The 18871-nt window shown below is 67.8% G+C and carries 18 protein-coding genes; 10 read left to right on the forward strand and 8 right to left on the reverse strand.

Going from position 1 to position 18871, the window contains the following annotated elements:
- Positions 1–11 precede the first annotated feature (11 nt).
- The 3 genes from ACIBH2_RS00165 to ACIBH2_RS00175 are packed head-to-tail and all read left to right on the forward strand — an operon-like array spanning position 12 to position 3057.
- A complete protein-coding gene (locus ACIBH2_RS00165; protein WP_397111711.1) occupies positions 12–1028 on the forward strand; it encodes a glycosyltransferase family 2 protein in 1017 nt (338 codons plus the stop codon).
- A complete protein-coding gene (locus tag ACIBH2_RS00170) occupies positions 1025–2509 on the forward strand; it encodes a lipopolysaccharide biosynthesis protein (protein ID WP_397111714.1) in 1485 nt (494 codons plus the stop codon). The genes ACIBH2_RS00165 and ACIBH2_RS00170 overlap by 4 nt, the downstream gene beginning before the upstream one ends.
- Positions 2506–3057, forward strand: a complete 552-nt coding sequence (locus ACIBH2_RS00175; protein ID WP_397111716.1) for a YdcF family protein — start codon at positions 2506–2508, stop codon at positions 3055–3057. Before ACIBH2_RS00170 ends, ACIBH2_RS00175 begins: the two co-directional genes overlap by 4 nt.
- On the opposite strand, the gene ACIBH2_RS00180 is transcribed toward ACIBH2_RS00175, so the two are convergent.
- Positions 3038–5161, reverse strand: a complete 2124-nt coding sequence (locus tag ACIBH2_RS00180; RefSeq protein WP_397111718.1) for an alginate lyase family protein — start codon at positions 5159–5161, stop codon at positions 3038–3040. The genes ACIBH2_RS00175 and ACIBH2_RS00180 overlap by 20 nt on opposite strands.
- 113 nt (positions 5162–5274) lie before the next feature.
- Between ACIBH2_RS00180 and ACIBH2_RS00185 the strand changes: the two genes are divergently transcribed.
- Together ACIBH2_RS00185 and asnB are read left to right on the forward strand one after the other, a co-directional pair.
- Positions 5275–5838: a serine acetyltransferase gene (locus tag ACIBH2_RS00185; protein WP_397111720.1), complete on the forward strand. Its 564-nt coding sequence runs from the start codon at positions 5275–5277 to the stop codon at positions 5836–5838.
- A 139-nt stretch (positions 5839–5977) separates the two neighbouring features.
- On the forward strand, positions 5978–7816 hold the full coding sequence (gene asnB / locus ACIBH2_RS00190) for an asparagine synthase (glutamine-hydrolyzing) (protein ID WP_397111722.1): 1839 nt from the start codon (positions 5978–5980) through the stop codon (positions 7814–7816).
- On the opposite strand, the gene ACIBH2_RS00195 is transcribed toward asnB, so the two are convergent.
- Positions 7813–9321 (reverse strand): sugar transferase, encoded by a 1509-nt coding sequence (locus ACIBH2_RS00195; RefSeq protein WP_397111724.1) that lies wholly within the window; start codon positions 9319–9321, stop codon positions 7813–7815. The two genes, asnB and ACIBH2_RS00195, sit on opposite strands and share 4 nt — an antisense overlap.
- A 297-nt stretch (positions 9322–9618) precedes the next feature.
- On the opposite strand from ACIBH2_RS00195, the gene ACIBH2_RS00200 reads away from it, so the two are divergent.
- Genes ACIBH2_RS00200 through ACIBH2_RS00210 form a run of 3 tightly spaced genes read left to right on the forward strand, consistent with a single transcriptional unit; the run spans position 9619 to position 12194 of the window.
- Complete coding sequence (locus tag ACIBH2_RS00200; RefSeq protein WP_397111726.1) at positions 9619–10854, forward strand: cytochrome P450; 1236 nt, start codon at positions 9619–9621, stop codon at positions 10852–10854.
- Positions 10855–10900: 46 nt separating this feature from the next.
- Positions 10901–11629 carry a TetR/AcrR family transcriptional regulator gene (locus tag ACIBH2_RS00205; protein WP_397111728.1) on the forward strand — a complete coding sequence of 243 codons (729 nt, stop codon included), beginning with the start codon at positions 10901–10903 and terminating at the stop codon, positions 11627–11629.
- A gap of 7 nt (positions 11630–11636) precedes the next feature.
- Positions 11637–12194, forward strand: coding sequence for a hypothetical protein (locus ACIBH2_RS00210; RefSeq protein ID WP_397111730.1), 558 nt, complete (start codon positions 11637–11639; stop codon positions 12192–12194).
- 13 nt (positions 12195–12207) lie between these two features.
- Here the strand turns inward: ACIBH2_RS00210 and ACIBH2_RS00215 are convergent, their stop codons facing one another.
- From ACIBH2_RS00215 to ACIBH2_RS00235, 5 genes are read right to left on the reverse strand one after another with little or no spacing between them, the layout of a single operon-like run.
- Positions 12208–13035, reverse strand: coding sequence for a helix-turn-helix domain-containing protein (locus ACIBH2_RS00215; RefSeq protein WP_397111732.1), 828 nt, complete (start codon positions 13033–13035; stop codon positions 12208–12210).
- A complete protein-coding gene (locus ACIBH2_RS00220; protein ID WP_397111734.1) occupies positions 13032–13568 on the reverse strand; it encodes a DUF6879 family protein in 537 nt (178 codons plus the stop codon). The genes ACIBH2_RS00215 and ACIBH2_RS00220 overlap by 4 nt, the downstream gene beginning before the upstream one ends.
- Positions 13552–13782, reverse strand: coding sequence for a hypothetical protein (locus ACIBH2_RS00225; protein WP_397111736.1), 231 nt, complete (start codon positions 13780–13782; stop codon positions 13552–13554). Before ACIBH2_RS00225 ends, ACIBH2_RS00220 begins: the two co-directional genes overlap by 17 nt.
- Before the next feature lie 53 nt (positions 13783–13835).
- The gene (locus ACIBH2_RS00230) at positions 13836–14042 is read right to left on the reverse strand and encodes a DUF397 domain-containing protein (protein WP_397111738.1); all 207 of its coding nucleotides are present in this window, start codon (positions 14040–14042) and stop codon (positions 13836–13838) included.
- Positions 14039–14920, reverse strand: a complete 882-nt coding sequence (locus tag ACIBH2_RS00235; protein WP_397111740.1) for a helix-turn-helix domain-containing protein — start codon at positions 14918–14920, stop codon at positions 14039–14041. The genes ACIBH2_RS00230 and ACIBH2_RS00235 overlap by 4 nt, the downstream gene beginning before the upstream one ends.
- 222 nt (positions 14921–15142) lie before the next feature.
- On the opposite strand from ACIBH2_RS00235, the gene ACIBH2_RS00240 reads away from it, so the two are divergent.
- Complete coding sequence (locus ACIBH2_RS00240; RefSeq protein ID WP_397111742.1) at positions 15143–15286, forward strand: hypothetical protein; 144 nt, start codon at positions 15143–15145, stop codon at positions 15284–15286.
- Between the two features lie 3 nt (positions 15287–15289).
- On the opposite strand, the gene ACIBH2_RS00245 is transcribed toward ACIBH2_RS00240, so the two are convergent.
- Positions 15290–16720, reverse strand: a complete 1431-nt coding sequence (locus tag ACIBH2_RS00245) for a threonine/serine exporter ThrE family protein (RefSeq protein WP_397116723.1) — start codon at positions 16718–16720, stop codon at positions 15290–15292.
- Positions 16721–16834: 114 nt separating this feature from the next.
- Here ACIBH2_RS00245 and ACIBH2_RS00250 point away from each other — a divergent pair, with 114 nt between their 5' ends.
- Positions 16835–18751, forward strand: coding sequence for an acyl-CoA dehydrogenase (locus ACIBH2_RS00250; RefSeq protein ID WP_397111744.1), 1917 nt, complete (start codon positions 16835–16837; stop codon positions 18749–18751).
- Positions 18752–18871: the final 120 nt, after the last annotated feature.

Below are 18871 nucleotides of genomic sequence, written 5' to 3' on the forward strand. Positions count from 1 at the left end.
AAGGGGTAGGTATGGGGGCACCGGTTCCCGCGTTCAGCTTTCTCACCACGGCCTACAAGACCGAGGACTATCTGCGCGACACCATCGATTCGGTGGTGGCGCAGACGATTCCGGACTGGGAACTGATTGTCGTGGACAATGGCATGTCCGACGAGATCGCCGATATCGTGCACGGCTACGCGGCCGAGGACGAGCGGATTCGATTGGTGCGCCAGGAGAACAAGGGCTACGACGGCGGCGTCATGGCCGCCTCGGCGCATTCGACGGGCCGGTACATCGTGGTGCTCGACAGCGACGACCAGGTGATGCCGACCTTCTGCGAGGAGATTCGGCGCGTCTTCGACGCCGATCCGGGAATCGACGCGGTGGGCTGCGACGCGTTCCGATTCGACGACTCCGGGGCCGACCTCCCCGTCGGCTACTACCGGTCCACCAATGTGAAACAGCGGCCGAATCCGGCCAAGCGCCTCACCCTGACGGATCTGCTGAGTGGGCTGATGCCCTACTACACCGCGGCGGTGCGCCGGGAGGTGTGGGAGGCGGTCGGCGGCTACGACCGCGGCGGGGAGGAACTGCACGAATCGGTCGCCATCTGGATTCGCATGGTGGGCAGTTACGACATTCGGGTGCTGCCACAGCGATTGGCGCGGTTCCGACTGCGCAGCGATTCCCTGACCCGGGACCCGGCCAAGGTCGAGGCGTTCATGGCCGAATTGGAGCGGTCGTTCGCGTGGGCCGCCCCCAGCGATCCGGAGGCCAAGGCCGCGCTCGGCCACACGCTGCGAACCTTCCGGTACTGGGTGGCGTTGCGGCGCGCGCAGCAGGCGCTGCTCGCCGGTGACGACCCGGGCGCGCGCCGCGCGGCGCGGGACGCGTGGTCGCAGCGCCGCACCGCGCGCGCCGCCGCCGTCCTCGCGGGCGTGCACACCGTTCCGGCTGCGCTGCGCCGGGTCCATCCGCTCAAACAGCGGGTGTCCGAGCGGCTCGCGCACGCGGCGGGCAGGGTCGTCACCGCCGTGAAACGGTGAGCGACGGCGGCCCGGTCGAACCAGCGGGCGGGCTGCTGCGGGTCCTGCGGCGCGGGGTCGTCATCTCGGCGGCCGGGGTGGCGTCGGTGCAGGTCATCGGCTTGGTGCAGACCCTGGTCCTGGCACATCTGCTCTCGCCCAGCGAATTCGGGGTCTTCGCGGCCGGGACGGTACTGACCACCTTCGTGGTGGTGTTCTCCCACAGCTCCCTGAGTCACGCGCTGATTCAGCGCCGCGAGGACGTGGTCGACGCGGCGGAGACGGTGTTCTGGGCGACCCTGGTATCCGGGGTTCTGCTCGCGGGCCTGCTGGTGGCGACCGCGCCGGTGCTGGCGGCGGTATTCGACAACGACCAGGTGGGCCTGGTGGCGGCGGTGTCGGCGGGCACGGTGGTACTCACCTCGCTGCTGGCGGTACCGGATGCCATGATGCAGCGGGCCTTTCAGTTCAAGCGCCGCATCGTGGTCGACCCGGCCAATGCCGCCACCTTCGCGACGGTGGCTATTGTGCTGGCCGCCAACGGATTCGGGGTGTGGTCCCTCGTCGCGGGCTATTACGCGTCCGTCGCGGCGGCGGTGGTGGCGGCTTGGTGGCTGTCGGGCTGGCGGCCACTGCGGGGGCGGTTTCGCCTGCGGTTGTGGCGCGAGCTCGCCGGATTCGCCTTCCCGCTGCTGATCGAGAGTTCGGTGGAGCGCGCGGTCGAGGCGGCGGAGGTCTTCCTCGTCGGCCATCGTTTGCAGACCTCGGCGCTGGGCAATTACCGCAATGGCCGTCGATTGGCCTTCCTTCCGGTGATGGCGATCATCCAAATCTGTTCCTACGTCCTGTTTCCCGCCTTCGCGCAGATCGCGGGGGAGCCGGAGCGGTTCGCGCGCGGTTTCCGGACCGCCCTGACCTGGGTGTGGCTGGCGGTGGTGCCGGTCTCGGCGCTGCTGGCCGTGCTCGGTGAGCCGGTGGTGGTGTTGCTGCTCGGCCGGGAATGGCGCGGGGCCGGTGTGCTGGTCGAGGCCATGGCCGGGGTGGGGATCGGATTCGCGCTCATGTCGGTGTGCGCCGAGGCGCTGAAGGGGGCCGGACGGCCGCACCTGATCAACTGGATGACCGGGGTGGGCGCGCTGACCGCGATACCGCTCGTGCTGATCCTCTTGCCGCACGGGCTGTTCGGCGTCGGCATCGCGCTCTCCGTCTCGGCCGTACTCACCGGCTGCACCGGTCTGCTGCTCGCGCGGCGCATCGTCGCGCTGACCGCGGGTGAGCTGCTGCGCTGCCTCGCGCCGCCGGTGGTCGCGGGGGTCGGCGCGGCCGTCGTGGCGGGCCTGCTGGAGTACGGGCTGCTGCACGCCGGTGAGCGGGCGGTGGCGACGGGACTAGGGTTGGTGACGGTGGAGGTGCTGTGTTTTGTCGGCGTGTTCTTCGTTGTGCTCCAGGTGATTTCCCCGGCGACAACAGCGCCGCTGTGGTCGGCGGTGCGCCGCCGGTGAGACGGCGGCGGCGCGTGCTCGCGGTGGTGTTCGCGGTCGTCGTGATCGTGGCGCTCACCGGTGCCGGGGTGCCGGTCTACGTGCGGCCGCAGGTCGATCCGCTGCGCCACGCCGACGCCATTCTCGTCCTCGGCGGGCAGGGCGTGGACCGCTACGGCTACGGGCTGGAGCTGGCCCGGCGCGGCTACGCCTCGACCGTGCTGTTCTCGAATCCGTATGGGGCGCAGACGGATATCGACGAGATTCGGGAACCGTGCCGGACCCCACAGCGCGGCTTCACCCTCGAATGCTTCGCCCCGGACCCGCCCACGACGGTGGGGGAGGGGCGCGCTCTACGTCGGATCGCCGAGCAAAGGGGTTGGCGCACCGTCATCGTGGTGACCATGCGCCCGCATCTGTCGCGGGCGCGGTTCATCCTGGAGCGGTGCTTCGGCGGTGACCTCGTGATGGAGCCGAGCCGACAGCAATTCCCGCCCTGGTACTGGGCGTGGTCCTACCTGTACCAAAGCGCTGGCTATGTGCGGGCTTTCATGGATCCGGGGTGCTGAACCGCACCGCGCCGTCGAACCTGGTGTCGATGAGCAGACCACGCGGTGTCGCGCCGTCGCGCCACCGCACGCGGATCTCCGGTCCCGCCCGCGTAACCCCCACCGCGTGGACCGGCTCTCCGTCGCCCGGGCACAGCACCGTCGCGATGACGAAAGGCGCTGTGCCGCAACAGCGTGCGCCGATCAGCCAGGACGGCTCCCGGCTCTCCAGGCGCTCCGACCACCAGCCCAGGTCGCTGTCGGTATCGCCACGCACCTGATTCGGCGCGCATACCACCGTCGCCGCGGAGCACACCGACAGCACCCGCTCACCCTCGCGGCTCACCACGTGGCCGCCCTCGACCGGCCGCACATCGAGGATGGGCGGTAGCGGCCACGACACCTGCGCGGCGTGAAAACCCGTGCCGGACAGCGCATCCACGATCACGATCTCGTGCGCGTCCGGCGGCGCGACCAGCCAGCGTCGGTGCGTGACCGGGTCCGCCAAGCGGTGGTAGCCGTCGTGTTCGGCATCCACCACCCCGCGCGCGAGGTCGACCGCGCGGACGCGGACCACGGCGTGGGCGCTCCACAGGAACGGGCCGCCCACCACCGACTGCGCCATGTCGTCCACGGTGACGGTCGCGTGCGCACGCGTACTCCGGTGTGCCGCACGCCAATCCGGATGTCCGTAGTAGCTGGCGGTGCCGGGATCGCCGATCAGGTCGGCACCGTCGACGGCGAGCGTGACCGCCAGCGCGTCGGCGTGGCCGTGCGCGGCGATGGACAGATAGCCCAGTGGCCCGACGTCCATGGTCACCCGGCGACCGCCGCAGCGCAGCACCACCAACCCGCCGTCGGGCGCGTACCCGCTGCCCGGCGCGTCCGGCGACGCGACACAGGCCGAACCCAGCGCCGCGCGCAGCCACCGCGAGGCCATGGTGTCGACACCCGCGCGTGCCGCCGACGGCTCGGCCGTCACCGCCGCGGCGATACCCAGATGCTCACGCGGCGTACGGATCTCCTCCGGACCCAAACGCAGCGCGAATCCGCCGTCGTCGTCGCCGTAGCGCGGCGGCGGATCATTGTCACCGACCAACAGCGCGAGATACCGCGCGCTTCGGGAGACCACCGCGCCGAGCCGTTCCGGCGGGTCGCCGCGCACGGCCATCAAGGTGTAGACGAGGGCCAGCAACTCCACGGTGAAGAGCTGATACGCGATGGCCTGCTCGGCTCCGGCGCCGTCGGGCAGGATCTGGCGGTCCGCGTGTTCGACGAGCCCCGCCAGCGCGTCGCGCTCCCAGCGGCGCGCGGACGGCAACTCCGGCAACAGGATCGACACCACCGCCAGTCCGCTCAATTCACCGATCAGGTGGTTGTTCGCCGAACTGAACAAGGACCGGTCGGCCCAACAGCGCCGCGCGCTCTCACCCAGCAGGGTGACGATCCGCGCGTACCGCTCGGCGGTCAATCCTGGCGCGTCGCGCAAACCTTGCAGCGCCACCGCGACCGAGATGGCCCGTATCCCGCATTCGAAAGCGCCCCGCCACGCGATCCCCGCACCCGGCGGCTGTTGCTCTATCCAACTGTCGAGATGGTCGAAGGCGGTGTCGGCGAACCGATTGTCGCCGGTGAACAGCCACGCCTGCGCCAGCCACGGCAGATGCTGGAGGCGGTTGAGCTCCCAGATCCATTTGGGGTCACTGGTCGCGGTGCGGTGGTCGATGCGGTCGGAATTCGCGCTGGGCCACCGCGTTCCGGTCAGCGGATCGTGATTCCAGTCCACGGTCGTTCCGATGCCGACCGGCGGATACCCGAAATACCGCACCTCCCCGGCCAGTACCCGCTCGGCGGCGGCCACCACCTCGGCCACCTCCCGCGGATGCGCGGCGGCCAGCAACTCCGCGCGCTTGCGATCCAGCAGGACCGGCCGGTCGGCACCTTCGCGGAAATCCTGGACCAGCGCCTCCCAATCGGGTTCCTGGCGACCGAACAGCCCCGCGCGCACCGACTCCCACGTCGTGCGCCGCGGTAGCAGGCGCTGTCGCAGCCGCCCGGAACGCCACAGCATCTCCTGCCCGCTCATCGCTCGCAGCCGGTGCAGATACCAGACCAGGTGGCTCAAGGCCGCCCCTCCCGCCAGGGCGTTGTCAGCGCGCCCGGGTCCAACGTCGACGCAGCGCAACGATACCGGCAGATTCCGTTGAAAACCGCTGAACAGTAGGGGATTATCAGGCCGTGATCGACTCCAGGGCGAGTCTGCGGCGCTACCTCGCCGAGGACCTCGCGGCGCATGGTCTGACCCGGTGGCGCACCCGCTACCGGCTCACCCGGCGGAATGTGTATTTCCAGCGGTTGCTGCGCAAATCGGAGTACTGGGCGAATGTGCGGACCGATCCGGTCGGGCGCGCGGTCTTCGTCTGGTACGCCGTGCGCACCAAACTGCTGGGGGAGCGGCTCGGATACACGGTGCCGCGCAATGTGTTCGGGCCGGGGCTCTCGATCGCCCACACCGGTCTGCTCTGTGTGAACAGTGGGGCGCGGGTGGGTGCGCGCTGCCGGATTCACCAGGGCGTATCCCTCGGCAATGGAGCGGACGGTCGGTACCCCGTCATTGGCGACGATGTGTTCATCGGACCCAATGCCGTGGTGCTCGGCGTCGCCATCGGCGATCGTGTGGAGGTTCGCGCGGGAGCCGTGGTGATTCGCGATGTGCCCGAGGGTGCCCATGTCGCGGGCGTGCCCGCGAAGGTCATTGACAAACGGGACGAACAGCGCATTTCGGGCACGCAATCGACGTAATACGGCCCGCCGGGACATCAATCCGCCGTTGCCCCAGCGATTTTCGGCGGCTGACACCCCCTACGTGCCGCGATACGCTGGCAGTCGTGGCCCGTGCAGGGGGTTCTGTGGTGGCGTGCGACAGCGAAGTGGAGACATTGTGTGCGGAATAGCTGGCGTGCGCCGCTTCGACGGCGCTCCGGTCAGCGGGGAGCTGCTCGCGGAGATGGGGCGGCGTCTGCGGCATCGGGGTCCGGACGACCATGGGGTGTGGTGCGACGGACCGGTCGGCTTCGCGCACAGTCGATTGTCGATCATCGATCTGGCGGGCTCGGCGCAGCCCATGGCGGGTGCGGGGGGAACGACGCACATCAGTTTCAACGGCGAGATCCTGAACTACCGGGAATTGCGCGACCGGCTCACCTATCCGTTCCGCACCCGCGGGGACACCGAGGTGCTGCTCGCCGTCTACGACAAGTACGGTCCCGCGGGGGTGAGCGAGCTGCGCGGGCAGTTCGCCTACGCCATCCACGATTCCGGCACCGCGCAGACCCACCTGTTCCGCGACCGCCTCGGCATTCTGCCGCTGTACTACTACGCCACCGACGAGATCTTCGCCTTCGCCTCGGAGATCAAGGCGTTGTTCCCGGTGATGGACGAGGTCCGCGTCGACACCGCCAGCCTGCACGACTTCCTGGCGCACCGGTCGGTGCCCGCGCCCTTCACCTTCATCGACGGCGTGCGCAAAGTGCCGCAGGGCCACCATCTCACCGTCGGCGCGGACGGCGGCGTGCGGGTGGAATCGTATTGGGCCCTGCCCCCGGTCGCGGATCTGGAGGTCACCCCGCGCCGCGCCGTCGACCTGCTCGACGACGCGCTGCAATCCTCGATCCGGGACGCCTTGGTCGCGGACGTGCCGGTCGGTGCGTACCTATCCGGCGGGGTGGACAGCAGTCTGATCTGCGCACTGGTCGCCAAACAGCGTGGCGGCGAAGGGCTGCACACCTTTTCGGCCGGATTCGGCGACGACCGCGTCGACGAGACCACCTGGGCGCGCATGGCGGCGCGCATCGTCGGCAGTGAACACCACGAAACGGTCATCACCGCCACCGACTTCCAGGACGACTGGGCACGCTTGAGCTGGCATCGGGACTCGCCGCTCTCCGAACCCGCGGATGTGGCGGTGTACCGGCTCGCCCAGCTCGCGCGCTCGCATGTGAAGGTCGTGCTCTCCGGGGAGGGCAGTGACGAACTGTTCGCCGGATACCCGAAATACCGGTTCGCCCGCACCACCCGCGCGGTCGGACTGCCGCGCGGTCCGCTGCGACTGCTGGAGGGACGGCTGCCCGCCACCCAGGCCCGGCTCACCGTCGCTTTGCGCGCCATGTCCGAACCCACCTACGCCGAACGTATGCGCGGCTGGTTCGCGCCCTTCACCGCGCTGGAGCGTGACCGGCTGCTGGGCGGGCCGCCGACCCGCACGGTGCTCGCCCCGTACCTCGACGGGCGGGGAGATGCCTTGCGCCGCATGCTCTATGCCGATGTGCACACCTGGCTCGCCGACAATCTCCTCGAGCGCGGCGATCGCATGTCCATGGCGGCCTCGCTGGAGCTGCGCCCGCCCTTCCTCGACCACCGGGTCGCCGAACTCGCCTTCCGGCTGCCCAGTGCCGTGAAGGTGCGCGGCGGCACCACCAAGTGGATCGTGAAAGAACTTGCCCGCCACTACCTTCCGACGGAATTGGTGGACCGGCCCAAGGTCGGCTTCAAGGTCCCGCTGGACGCCTGGTTTCGGGGTCATCTGCGCGAAATGGCCTTCGATCTGCTGGACGGTCCGTCGTCGTTCGTCGGCTCGACCTTCGACCGCGTCGCGGTGCGCCGCCTGCTCTCCGATCACCTCTCCGGTGACCGTGACGAACAACCGCGCATCTGGACCCTGCTCTCGCTGGAGATCTGGCATCGCGAACTGCAGCGCCGAATCGGTTCCACCGCAACCTAATACGCGCCGTCGCTGCGGGCTACCGCCGAGATGGTCTTCTTGATGATCAGCAGATCCTGCACCATCGACCAGTTCTCGACATAGGACAGGTCCAGGCGCACCGATTCCTCCCAGGACAGATCGGAGCGGCCCGACACCTGCCACAGGCCGGTCACGCCGGGCCGAACCAGTAAGCGCCGCCGGACTTTTCGGTCGTAGCGGTCGACCTCGACGCGTAGCGGCGGGCGCGGGCCGACCACGCTCATATCGCCGGTGAGCACATTGAGGAACTGCGGGAGCTCGTCGAGGCTGTACTTGCGCAGGATGCGGCCGATCGGGGTGACGCGCGGATCGTCGCGCAGCTTGAACAGTGGTCCGGCCCCGTCGTTCTCGGGCAGCAGCGCGTCGAGTTCCTTGTCGGCGTCGACGTACATACTGCGGAACTTGATCATGTCGAACGGTCTGCCGTTCAACCCGATGCGTTCGGAACGGTAGAAGACCGGTCCGCGGCTGGTCAGCTTGATGGCCAGGGCCGTGGCGATCATGAGCGGGCAGACCGCGAGCAGGGCGGCCGCGGCGAAGAAGAAGTCGAAGGCGGCGTGGCCGAGGGAGTTCGCGCGGTCGTACTGGGGCTTCTCCAGGTGCAGCAGCGGCAGATTGGCGACCGGCCGGATGGAGATGCGCTGATCGGCCACATCGACGAAGCCGGGCGTCACGACCAGTTCGACACCGAGCGGCGCGAGTTTCCACAGCAGGTCGTTGATGCCCTTGGCGCCGAGATGTTCGGTGGCGGCGATGGCGACGGTATCCGCGCCGGTGGCTCGGACCGCGTCGAGGACCGAGGATTCCTCGACCACGGGCGGGAGATCGGTGGCGGCGATATCGAATTCGGTCTCGTCGCTCGCGCCGTACGGGGTGTACACGCCCACGACGTGGTAGCCGACGGCGGGGTCGCGGGCGAAGCAGCGCATGATCTCGCCCGCCGAATCCCGCCGTCCCACCACGAGGACCGAGGTGAGGTACCGGCCGGATCGGCGTTGCCGCGCGGCGAATTTGCGCCAGAACAGGCGATTGAGAACCAAGCCCGCCAAGCCCACCGGGAAGGCGATGGCGAGATAGCCGCGGGCGAAGTCGATGCGCAGCAGCAGCGAGACGATGGCGATCACGCCGAACAGCCGCATGGTCGCCGCGATGAGCCGCCGGTATTCCTCTGGGCCGGTGCCGATGACGGATGCCGACCAGGCCTTGCTCACGGCGAGGAAGCCGATCCAGGTGAGCGCCAACACGATCGAGATGACCGAGTAGCCGATGCGCGCGTCACCCGCCCAGTCCAAGGGCGCGTTGGTGTCCACCCCGCCGAAGCGAATGAGCTGGGCCAATGCCACCGCGCCGCCCACCACGAGCGCGTCGGTGAGGCGGAGGCGGCGGCCGTACTCGGCCTGCCAGAGGCCCTTGCCGGAGCGTTGGCCGCGCGCGTGGCCGGGCGTGAGGTCGAGCGTCTGTTCCCCGTCGAGCTGGAAGGCCATCGGTGTAGCTCCATCATGCGCAGCCATTAGCCTCGTGGCCGTCCCCCCACCGGACGCCAGAGCTGAATACTACTGGTTTCGGTGTGCGGGCGGCGTTCATTACGCATAGACCGAAAGGTTTGGTACGCAGGGGGTTTCGAGGATTCGTCAGGAGTCGGCGGTATGTCTGATTCGGGTGGGCGGCGGGCCGTCGCGCGGGGCTCCGAGGAGTCAAATGAACGGTATTTACTAAAAGGTGTTCACAAAACCGCGTGTGGTGTGGTTCACTCCAGTAGAACGTGTTCCAAAGGAGGTACCGTGTCCGCGCCGTCCATCCCCGCAGGCTTCGATTTCACCGATCCGGATCTGCTGTCCCACCGACTGCCCGTCGAGGAATTCGCCGAACTTCGCCGCACCTCGCCCGTCCACTGGGTGCCCCAGAAGGACAGCGGTTTCGCCGATGAGGGCTACTGGGCCGTCACCCAGCTCGAAGACATCAAGGAGATCTCCAAGACTCCGGAGGTGTTCTCCTCCGAGCAGAACACGGCCGTCATCCGCTTCTACGGCGACATTCTGCGCGAGGAGATCGAGGTCCAGCGCTTTCTGCTGCTGAACCAGGATCCGCCGCGGCACACCAAGCTGCGCCGCATCATCTCCAAGGGCTTCACCCCGCGCGCCATCGAGAGCCTGCGCAACGCGCTGCGCGAGCGCGCCGAGCGAATCGTGCACGAGGCCAAGAAGACCGGCGGCGGCGACTTCGTCACCCAGGTCGCCTGTGAGCTGCCGCTGCAGGCCATCGCCGAGCTCATCGGCGTCCCGCAGGAAGATCGTCGCAAGATCTTCGACTGGACCAACCAGATGATCTCCTACGACGATCCGGACTTCAATGGTGACCACAAGGTCGCCACGGCCGAGGTGATGGGGTACTCGTGGAACCTCGCCGAGGAGAAGCGCAAGTGCCCGGTCGATCTGGGCGGCGCGGAGGACATCATGTCCACCCTGCTCAACGCCGATGTCGACGGTGAGGCGCTGGCTTCCGACGAATTCGCCTGGTTCGTCATCCTTTTGGCGGTAGCGGGCAATGAGACCACCCGCAATGCCATCACCCACGGTATGAAGGCGTTCGTGGACTTTCCCGACCAGTGGGAGCTCTACCGCGAGCAGCGCCCGCGCACCGCGCCCGACGAGATCGTGCGCTGGGCCACCCCGGTCATCGCGTTCCAGCGCACCGTCATGCAGGACACCGAGCTCGGTGGCCAGCAGCTGAAGGCGGGCCAGCGCGTCGGAATGTTCTACAGTGCCGCCAACTTCGACGAGCGGCACTTCGAGAACCCGCATCAGTTCGACGTGCTGCGCAACCCCAACCCGCACGTCGGGTTCGGCGGCACCGGCACCCACTTCTGCGTGGGCGCGAACCTGGCGCGCCTGGAGATCGACCTCATGTTCAACGCCATCGCCGATGTGATGCCGAACCTGCGCCAGATCTCCGAACCGGTCCGGCTGCGCTCGGGGTGGCTCAACGGCATCAAGAGCTGGCAGGTCGCCTACGAGTAATCTTGCGTCCCAACGCAAGATAACTCGTTCGTTACGGAGAGTACCCATGAGTGACACGCGCCGACGCGGCCGAATGCCCGCGGTGAGCGACGCCGACATCCGGCGCGTCGCGCGATCACTGCTGGTGGAGCAGGGGCCCGACGCGGTGACGCTGCGCGCCATCGCGCGCGAACTGGGCATCACCGCCCCCGCCCTGTACCGCTACTACGAATCCCGCGACGACCTCGTCGCCGCGGTCCGCCTCGACGTCTGCTCCGACCTGGCCCTCGATATGGCCGCCGCCCTCGAGGGTCAACCGGACGACGCCATGGTCCGCTTCTTCGCCGTCTGCCGAGGCTTCCGGCACTGGGCGCTGACCCACCCGCGCGAATTCACCCTGGTCTTCGCGTCCCCCGCCGGGGCCGGGGCCCCCAGCGCCATGCGCCAATTCGGCGAGCCCGTCGGCCGCCTCTTCCTCGAGGCCGCCGGACGCCTGCTCGCCGACTACGACGTGGTGACCCCACCGATGGAGGCCATCCCGCAGGAGATCCGCGACGACCTCATCCGCTTCCAAACCGATCTGCTCGCCGTGCTCGCCGAGTCCGGCCAGAAGTTCCCCGCCGAGAAGCTCAACCTCGGCGTGAGTTACGTGATGATCCAGTTCTGGGCCCGCCTCTACGGCCACGTAACCCTGGAAGCCTTCGGCAACTACCCGATCGCCGTCTCCCACCCCGACGCCCTCTTCGACGCCACCCTGGTCGACATCGGCCGCAGCATCGGCCTGGTGGAGTCCTGAGCGCCCGATGCACGGTAGCGATCTCTCGGAGCTCTGGCAGCGGCAATGGCCACGGTGCGCCCCACTGGCACCTCAACTGAAGCTCGCCTACCCCGAACGCTGGGTGCGGTTCCACAGCCTGCCCGCGTCGAAGCGCTATCCGGAGGGAGCCGACGAATACGCCGTCGTACTCGACCGGTACAACACGATCCTCGACGAATTGTTCAGTGGACAAGATATTTACGTCGTCACCTGCGCATGGTCGAACCTTCCGGAGCCGGACACCCAGGGTACGCATCACTGGATGTCGATCTGCGATGATCCCACCGAGCCCGACCCCGAGTTCACGTCGTACACCCATCTGTTCGCCACCCGGACCGCGTGGCGGCGCGGCACCCTGGACGAGTTACTACGCGCCGTAGCCGACGACACCACGGCCGGTGTCATGATCACCGACCTGACCATGACGCAGATCCATCACCCCTACGACGGCGGCGCGGATGTCCTGCTACCCACGACGTCCGAGCGTGACAGCCTCGGACAACGGTATTCGGAGTGGCTTTCGCAGTCGCCACAAGGCCTGTGAGCGCGAAGGTGCCTCACCGGCGGTCGAGCGCGGCTCGGATCAAGGCGCGGGCCGCGTCGCCGGTCACCGACTGCTTGGCCAGAATGTCGAACGCGCGCCCGTAGACCGCGACTTCGCGCGGCTGCGTGATGGTCAGTTCGGCGGCGGTTCCCTCGACGATCGCGAGGCGGTTGTCGAACAGTGCGAAATTCGTCGACACCACGATGGCCTCGGCCGTCCGTGGGACGATGCCGAACGTGATACGGGGCATACCGATGATGGTGGACAGCCGGTCCAGCTGCCCACGCATCACGCCGTCGTCGCCGACCGTGGTGTACAGGGACTGTTCGGCGACGACGAAATGGAAGCGGTGCTTGCGCTTGTAGAGGATGTGTTGTCGCTCCATTCGTTTCGAGACCGCTTCCTCGACATCGTCTGGTACCCGGTGGAATTCGATGCCGCGCCGCAGCTTCGCTTCGGCGTACTCAGCGGTTTGGAGCAGACCCGGAACGATCTGCGGCTGATAGTCGCGGATCAGGGTGGCCGCCGTCTCGATCCGCAAAGCCTTCTGCTGTCGCCGCGCCAGACCGGTCCCGAGCACGCGCCGCCATTCCAAATAGGCGGTGTCGATGGTGTGCAGCGTAGCTAGCAGATCATCGAGTTGGTCGCGCGAGCCGGTCAATTCGCAGTACGCGCGAATATCGGCATCCGAGGGCCGAATGCGCCCGAACTCCAGCTTCGACACCTTGGTCTCGTGCCAGCCAGCTCGCCGCGCCAGTTCTCGACCGGTGAGTTCTGCCCTGCGACGAAGCTCCCGCAGACGCGCCCCTAGAGCTACCCGCGCATCGTGGACTTCTGTCACGATTCGGAGTCAGCGCCAGCGGCATACTCGGAGAAAGGAATCGCCAACTCCCACAGCCGTTCTTTCACACGCAGGCAGTAGTCGACCACCCCAGGGTCGGTGGTGACAGCCATGCCAGCCGGTTTGCCATGTTCGTCGACCAGGTTGTAGGCGACCCGTTGCGCGTCATACAACCACCAGTCGTCGGGTGGCACCTCCCCGGCGAGATGCCGTGGTACATAGCGAATATCCTCGCCCGCGGCGACATTGCTACCGGTCACCGACAGCAGCCACCGCTGGTAGTCGGAGTGTGGCACGGTCACGACGCGAATCCTCCGCACAGCCACGCCGCGCCCGGTGGTTTCGCGCATGAGGTCGACCCACTGGTTCTTGTACTCGTCCGGCTGTGCCGGTTCCCCGTCGAGAAATCGGCGCAACCGCTCGGATTCCTGAGGCACGGCATACGTATCGCGCACCTCCAAATGAAATGCCTCGGTACGGCATTCGCGGAACAGGTCCGACCAGTGCGGTGGATTCTCAGGCAGATACCGCACCGTAGTACTCCCTCGCCGCCCTCGGCACCTCGATCACCGTTTCATTGTCGGCCAGATCGAGCTGATCGGTGTCTCCGGGTCGGTGATCGGCCGACCCGCAAGGTCGGAGGTCAGTTGGGAGCGAGGTCGTTCCGGTCGACAGCTCAGCGGCGACGCGGCGCATCGACACCGCGTCCAGACCCTCGGCGTCGGCGAGGGCGATCGACGCGTCCACGAAGCGGTTGGTGCGACGTCGAAGTCGGTCCCTGAGTGCCTCCGGGCGTCGGTTCAGGGGCGGCCGAGGGTACCGGAGCGGAGCCCGGTGAGGAAGGCGTCCCAGTCGGTTGGGCCGAAGATGAGGGTGGGACCGGTCGGGTCCTTGGAGTCGCGGACTCCGATCTCGCCGCTGGAGAGGTGGGCGGCTTCCACGCAGGCCTCCTGGTTCGCTGAGAATGAACTCTTGAACCACCGTGCCGCAGACAGGTCGATGCTCACGCCGCATACTCCCTTGTTATCCGGGTTACCAGGTCTCTGGTGTCGCTCTCATCCAACGCGACGCGCTGTATCTCCGCAATAGCTGCTCTGTACTGCCGAATCTCGTTGTCGCGGTCCAGATAGAGCGCGCCGGTGTATCCCTCCACGTAGACCACCGGCGGCTCGGTCCACTTCGTCTCCCGATGCAGCGGGAACTCCAGCAGGATGAAGTGGCCAGCCTGTAGCCCGATCCAGCTGCCGACACTCTGGGGGATTACCCGAACCGAAACATTCTGACGCTTACCGACTTCCATCAGATGGGCCAATTGTTCGGCCATCACCGCCGGGCCGCCCGCCTCGTGGTGCAGCGCGGACTCCGACAGCAGCACATCGAGGCCGAACTCGGAATCATTCAGGCGCTGTTGACGTTTGGTGACCAACTCCACACGCCGCTCCACCTCGGCGGTAGGCATCTGCGGGTAGACGGTCCAGATCATGGCGCGCCGGTAGTTGGCGGTCTGCACCATGCCGGGCAGCAGTGTGAGCTGAAACATGGTGAGCCGCTTGGCCGCTTCCTCGAGGCCCATGTACAGATCGAAGTGCGTCGGCACCGCGTCACCGTAGGAATGCCACCACCCGGTGCGCTTGGTCTCCGCGACCAGACCCAGCAGGGCCGCCGTATCGTAATCCGAGACGCCGTAGAGCGTGCACAGCGCGCGAATGTAGATGTCTTTCAATTTGACCGGCTGCCCGCCCTCGAGTCGCCACATCGTCTGCGTCGACACCTCGATGGTGCGACAGGCCTCGGCGACCGACACCCCGGCGGTCTCCCGCAGCCGCCGCAGTTGCCGCCCCAGCATGCGACGCGGAACCGTTGAGCCGGAACCACCTTCGGCCATTAGCTCACCTCACGACGAAGCGCGATTTTGGAATGGTTTTCGCGCCGAGTTTGGAAGATGCGCGATGTCACGCGCAACTGCCACCCTGCAATCTTCCAGCACGCCACCCCTGAGTGTCTACTGGTGGTGTGCCCGGTGCTCCGCACGCCAGACCGTCACGAAAGGCAAGGAGCCGCAACGATGTACGGCCTCCCTCCGACGAACCACTCAGCCGTCCCCGTGATGACCGTCAGCTACGCCCACGCCATCATGCAGGCGCATATCGACTGCCCGATCGTGGCCTGCCCGGTCAAGCGGCAGGCGAAGGCCCGGTTGGTCCAGGCCAAGCGGCTGGTCCCGGCCGGGGTCGATTACACGATCGCCTGACGCTCAGGCCGGATTCTCGTCGCTGACCACCTGCTGCATCCTCGGCCGCCGAATGGACCCGAACCGCTGCACGATCCGAGGTTGGCGCAGCGTCCGGGCGAACCACTCACCGAGCGTGACGCCCGCCGCCAGCGCACCGCCCACCGCGAAAGCGCTGAACAGCTGGTTCAATCCGAGCAGCTGCGCGTCGTTGAGGATGGCGTACAGACCTCGGTACACCTTGAGACCCGGCAGCAGCGGCGTGATACCGGCGATGGCGACGACCAAGGGCGGCGTGAGCGCGCGACGCGCCATCAGACCACCGGCCAGACCCACCACGACGGCCGCGACGCCCGAGGAGACCACCGGCCCGAAACCCGCCTGCTGAACCCCGAGATAGAACACCGTCGCCGCGGCCCCGCTGAAGGTGGCGGCCGCCAGCGCGCGCCGCTCCGCGTAGCAGGCCAAGGCGAAGGCCAGCGACGCGATGGCACCGGCGACCACCTTGAGCGGCCAATTGGTCAGATCGCGCGTCGCGACCATGTCGATGGGCGGCGCGGTCGCGCCCAGCAGCACCGAGACCCGCAGCGCCACCACGATGCCCGCGATGATGCCGCAGGTCATCATGAGCACCTCGAGCATGCGGGCCGACGCCGTGATGGGCGCACCGGTGATCGCGTCCTCGACCGCGCCGACCAGCTGTAATCCGGCCAGCAGCACCGCGATTCCGGCCGCGATGATGAGCGAGGGGTCGATGTGCAGATGGCTGGCGAAGGTCGCCATCAAGACGGCGGGCACCGCCGCGATGAACCCACCGGCCATGTGCTGGAAGAAGAACGGCAGCCCGCGGCCGTTCAGAATCCGGTTGGTGCGGTCGATGGCCGCGGTGGTCGCGAAACTCAGCAGCGAGATCAGCCAGTCGCCGCCGAGCAGCAGCGCGATACTGGCCGCCATGAGCGCCCAGCCGACGGTCGCGACCCACCGCTGATAGGGGTGCGGAGCCGTGGTGATCTCTTCCAGGGCGGCCAACGCCTCCTGGGGCGGCACCAGCTCACGGCGGATGCGGCGAGTTAGCCGGTCCACCGCCGCTAGTCGGGTGAAGTCCAGGGACCGGTAGTGCACGATCCGCATGGTGCTGGCGGGCGGCAGCTTCGGCCCGCGGTCGGCGTAGATGCGGATGGAGTTGTAGGTGACGTCGATATCGGTCTTGTCCAGACCGTAGGTGGAGGCGATGAACTCGATCTGCGTGGTGGTGTCGGTGACCGCCGTACCCGCGGCCAACACCACCTCACCCACCCGTTCGGCCAGGTCCAGCACCTCGGTGACGCTCGCGTCGTCGGAGAGGTCGATGGGCTGCAGCGGCGAGGGCGCCTCGGTGACGGCGTCGACGGTGGCGATGCGGTCGGCGACCAGGCTGTCGACCAGGCGCGGGAACCAGCGCCGCCATCCGCGGATACCGGTGATCCCGCCCCCGGACTCGGTTGCTGGCTCGTCGCTCACAGTGGAAAAAGGTACACGGGTGCGGTAGATCATCGAGTTCAGCGTAACCACGGCAGTAGGGTGGCGACCATGGCGACCGAGGCGGAAACGACAGCGGGAGAACTACGCGCGGCCCTGGACGGCCCCTGGCGGGAAGTCCGGGAGAAGGCTCGCGAACACCTCGACGACGATCGGCTCTACGGCGATCCCTACCTCGATTACCGGGCCGCCAGGGCCCGGGTCCTGGACCAGATGCGGCTGGTCTCCACCTTCGGCTGGGCCGAGAAGGGGTTCCGCCGCGAGAACGGCGGGGCGAGCGATCCCGGCGCGGCCGTGACGGCCCTGGAGATGCTGGCCTACACCGATCTGTCGCTGTGGGTGAAATGCGGTGTGCAGTGGGGACTGTTCGGCGGCGCGGTGGAGAACCTCGGCACCGAACGACACCGCGACTACATCGAGCGATTGATCACACTCGACCTGCTCGGCTGTTTCGCCATGACCGAGACCGGGCACGGCAGCGATGTGGCCAACCTGGAGACCACCGCCACCTACGATCCCTCCACCCAGGAATTCGTGGTACACAGCCCGACCCCGTCGGCGCGCAAGGACTACATCGGCGGCGCGGCCGAACACGCCCGCATGGCAGCGGTTTTCGCGCAGCTCGTCACCGGCGGCAAGAGCCAGGGCGTGCACTGCTTCCTGGTGCCGATCCGCGACGAGCAGGGCAACGACCTGCCCGGCGTGACCACCTCCGACGATGGGCTCAAGGGCGGCCTGCCCGGGGTGGACAACGGCCGAATCATGTTCGACCGGGTGCGGATTCCGCGCGAGAACCTGCTGAACCGCTACGCCGACGTGGCCCCCGACGGCACCTACAGCTCCGAGATCGAGAACCCGAGCCGTCGGTTCTTCACCACCCTGGGCACCTTGGTGCGCGGGCGGGTCAGCGTCGGGGGAGCGGCGGCCGCGGGCGCGCGCGTCGCGCTGAGCATCGCGGTGCGCTACGCCGAACAGCGCCGCCAGTTCGCGGATCCGGATACCGGGGAGGAGACGGTGCTGCTGGACTACCGCAGCCACCAGCGTCGCCTGCTGCCACTCGTAGCCCGTTCCTACGCACTGGCTTTCGCGCAGAACGACCTGGTGCGCCGCATGCACCTGGTGCAGACCGGCCAGGACCTCGACCCGAACGCCCAGCGCGCGCTCGAAAAGCGCGCCGCCGGACTGAAAGTCGCGCAGACCCGGCACGCCACCCGTGCCATCCAGGAGTGCCGCGAGGCCTGCGGCGGCGCGGGCTATCTCACCGAGAACCGTTTGGTCACACTGAAAGCCGACACCGACGTGTTCACCACCTTCGAGGGTGACAATGTGGTGCTCACCCAGTTGGTGGCCAAGGAACTGCTCACCGCCTACTCCGACGAGGTGCGCGATCTGGACGCCCTGGGCTGGGTGCGCTTCGCCGCCACCCAGGCGCGCGACGTGGTGCGCGAGCGCTCCGGTGTGCGCCAGCTCATCCAGCGCCTGCGCGACCGCTCCGACGAGAGCGTCGACGACGGCGACCTCGCTCGCCGCGATGTGCAGTTGGCGCTGTTCGCCGACCGCGAGGACTATTTGACCCGCACCGCCGCGCACCGGCTTCGCGCCCGCGCCAAGGAGACCGGGCCCTTCGAGGCGTTCAACAATGCCCAGGACCACATTCTGATGGCGGGCACCGCGCATATCGACCGGCTCGTCCTGGAGGCCTTCATCGAGGGCATCGCCGGGATCGAGGATCCGGACGCGCGCGCCCTGGCCGACAGCGTGTGCGATCTGTTCGTCTACACCACCCTCGAGGAGAACCAGGCCTGGTACATCATGCACCGGTTCATGTCGGTGGAGCGGGCGAAGGCGGTGCGGCGCGGGGTGAACGAACTCGCCGACCGACTGCGCCCGCAGGCACTGACCCTGGTGGCGGGATTGGGTGTGCCCGAACGGATGTTGCGCGCCGCCATGCTCGAGCCCGGCGTGTAGTGACAGCCGGACAGTTCTACTACGCTATGTAGGAGATATTCGTCACAGTCCGCCCCGTGATGCGGGGCGAGCCACCAGGATCACAGTCGTAACGGCCGGGGAGGCCGCGAGATTCGACGA

The organism is Nocardia sp. NPDC050406 (assembly GCF_044459025.1).
GTDB lineage: Bacteria > Actinomycetota > Actinomycetes > Mycobacteriales > Mycobacteriaceae > Nocardia.

Excerpts from the sequence above, each read along its gene's own strand:
- ACIBH2_RS00205 (WP_397111728.1), top strand. The coding sequence starts at position 10,901 with ATGAGTGACACGCGCCGACGCGGCCGAATGCCCGCGGTGAGCGACGCC.
- ACIBH2_RS00235 (WP_397111740.1), bottom strand. The coding sequence starts at position 14,920 with ATGGCCGAAGGTGGTTCCGGCTCAACGGTTCCGCGTCGCATGCTGGGG.
- ACIBH2_RS00165 (WP_397111711.1), top strand. The coding sequence starts at position 12 with ATGGGGGCACCGGTTCCCGCGTTCAGCTTTCTCACCACGGCCTACAAG.
- ACIBH2_RS00250 (WP_397111744.1), top strand. The coding sequence starts at position 16,835 with ATGGCGACCGAGGCGGAAACGACAGCGGGAGAACTACGCGCGGCCCTG.
- ACIBH2_RS00195 (WP_397111724.1), bottom strand. The coding sequence starts at position 9,321 with ATGGCCTTCCAGCTCGACGGGGAACAGACGCTCGACCTCACGCCCGGC.
- ACIBH2_RS00210 (WP_397111730.1), top strand. The coding sequence starts at position 11,637 with ATGCACGGTAGCGATCTCTCGGAGCTCTGGCAGCGGCAATGGCCACGG.
- ACIBH2_RS00240 (WP_397111742.1), top strand. The coding sequence starts at position 15,143 with ATGACCGTCAGCTACGCCCACGCCATCATGCAGGCGCATATCGACTGC.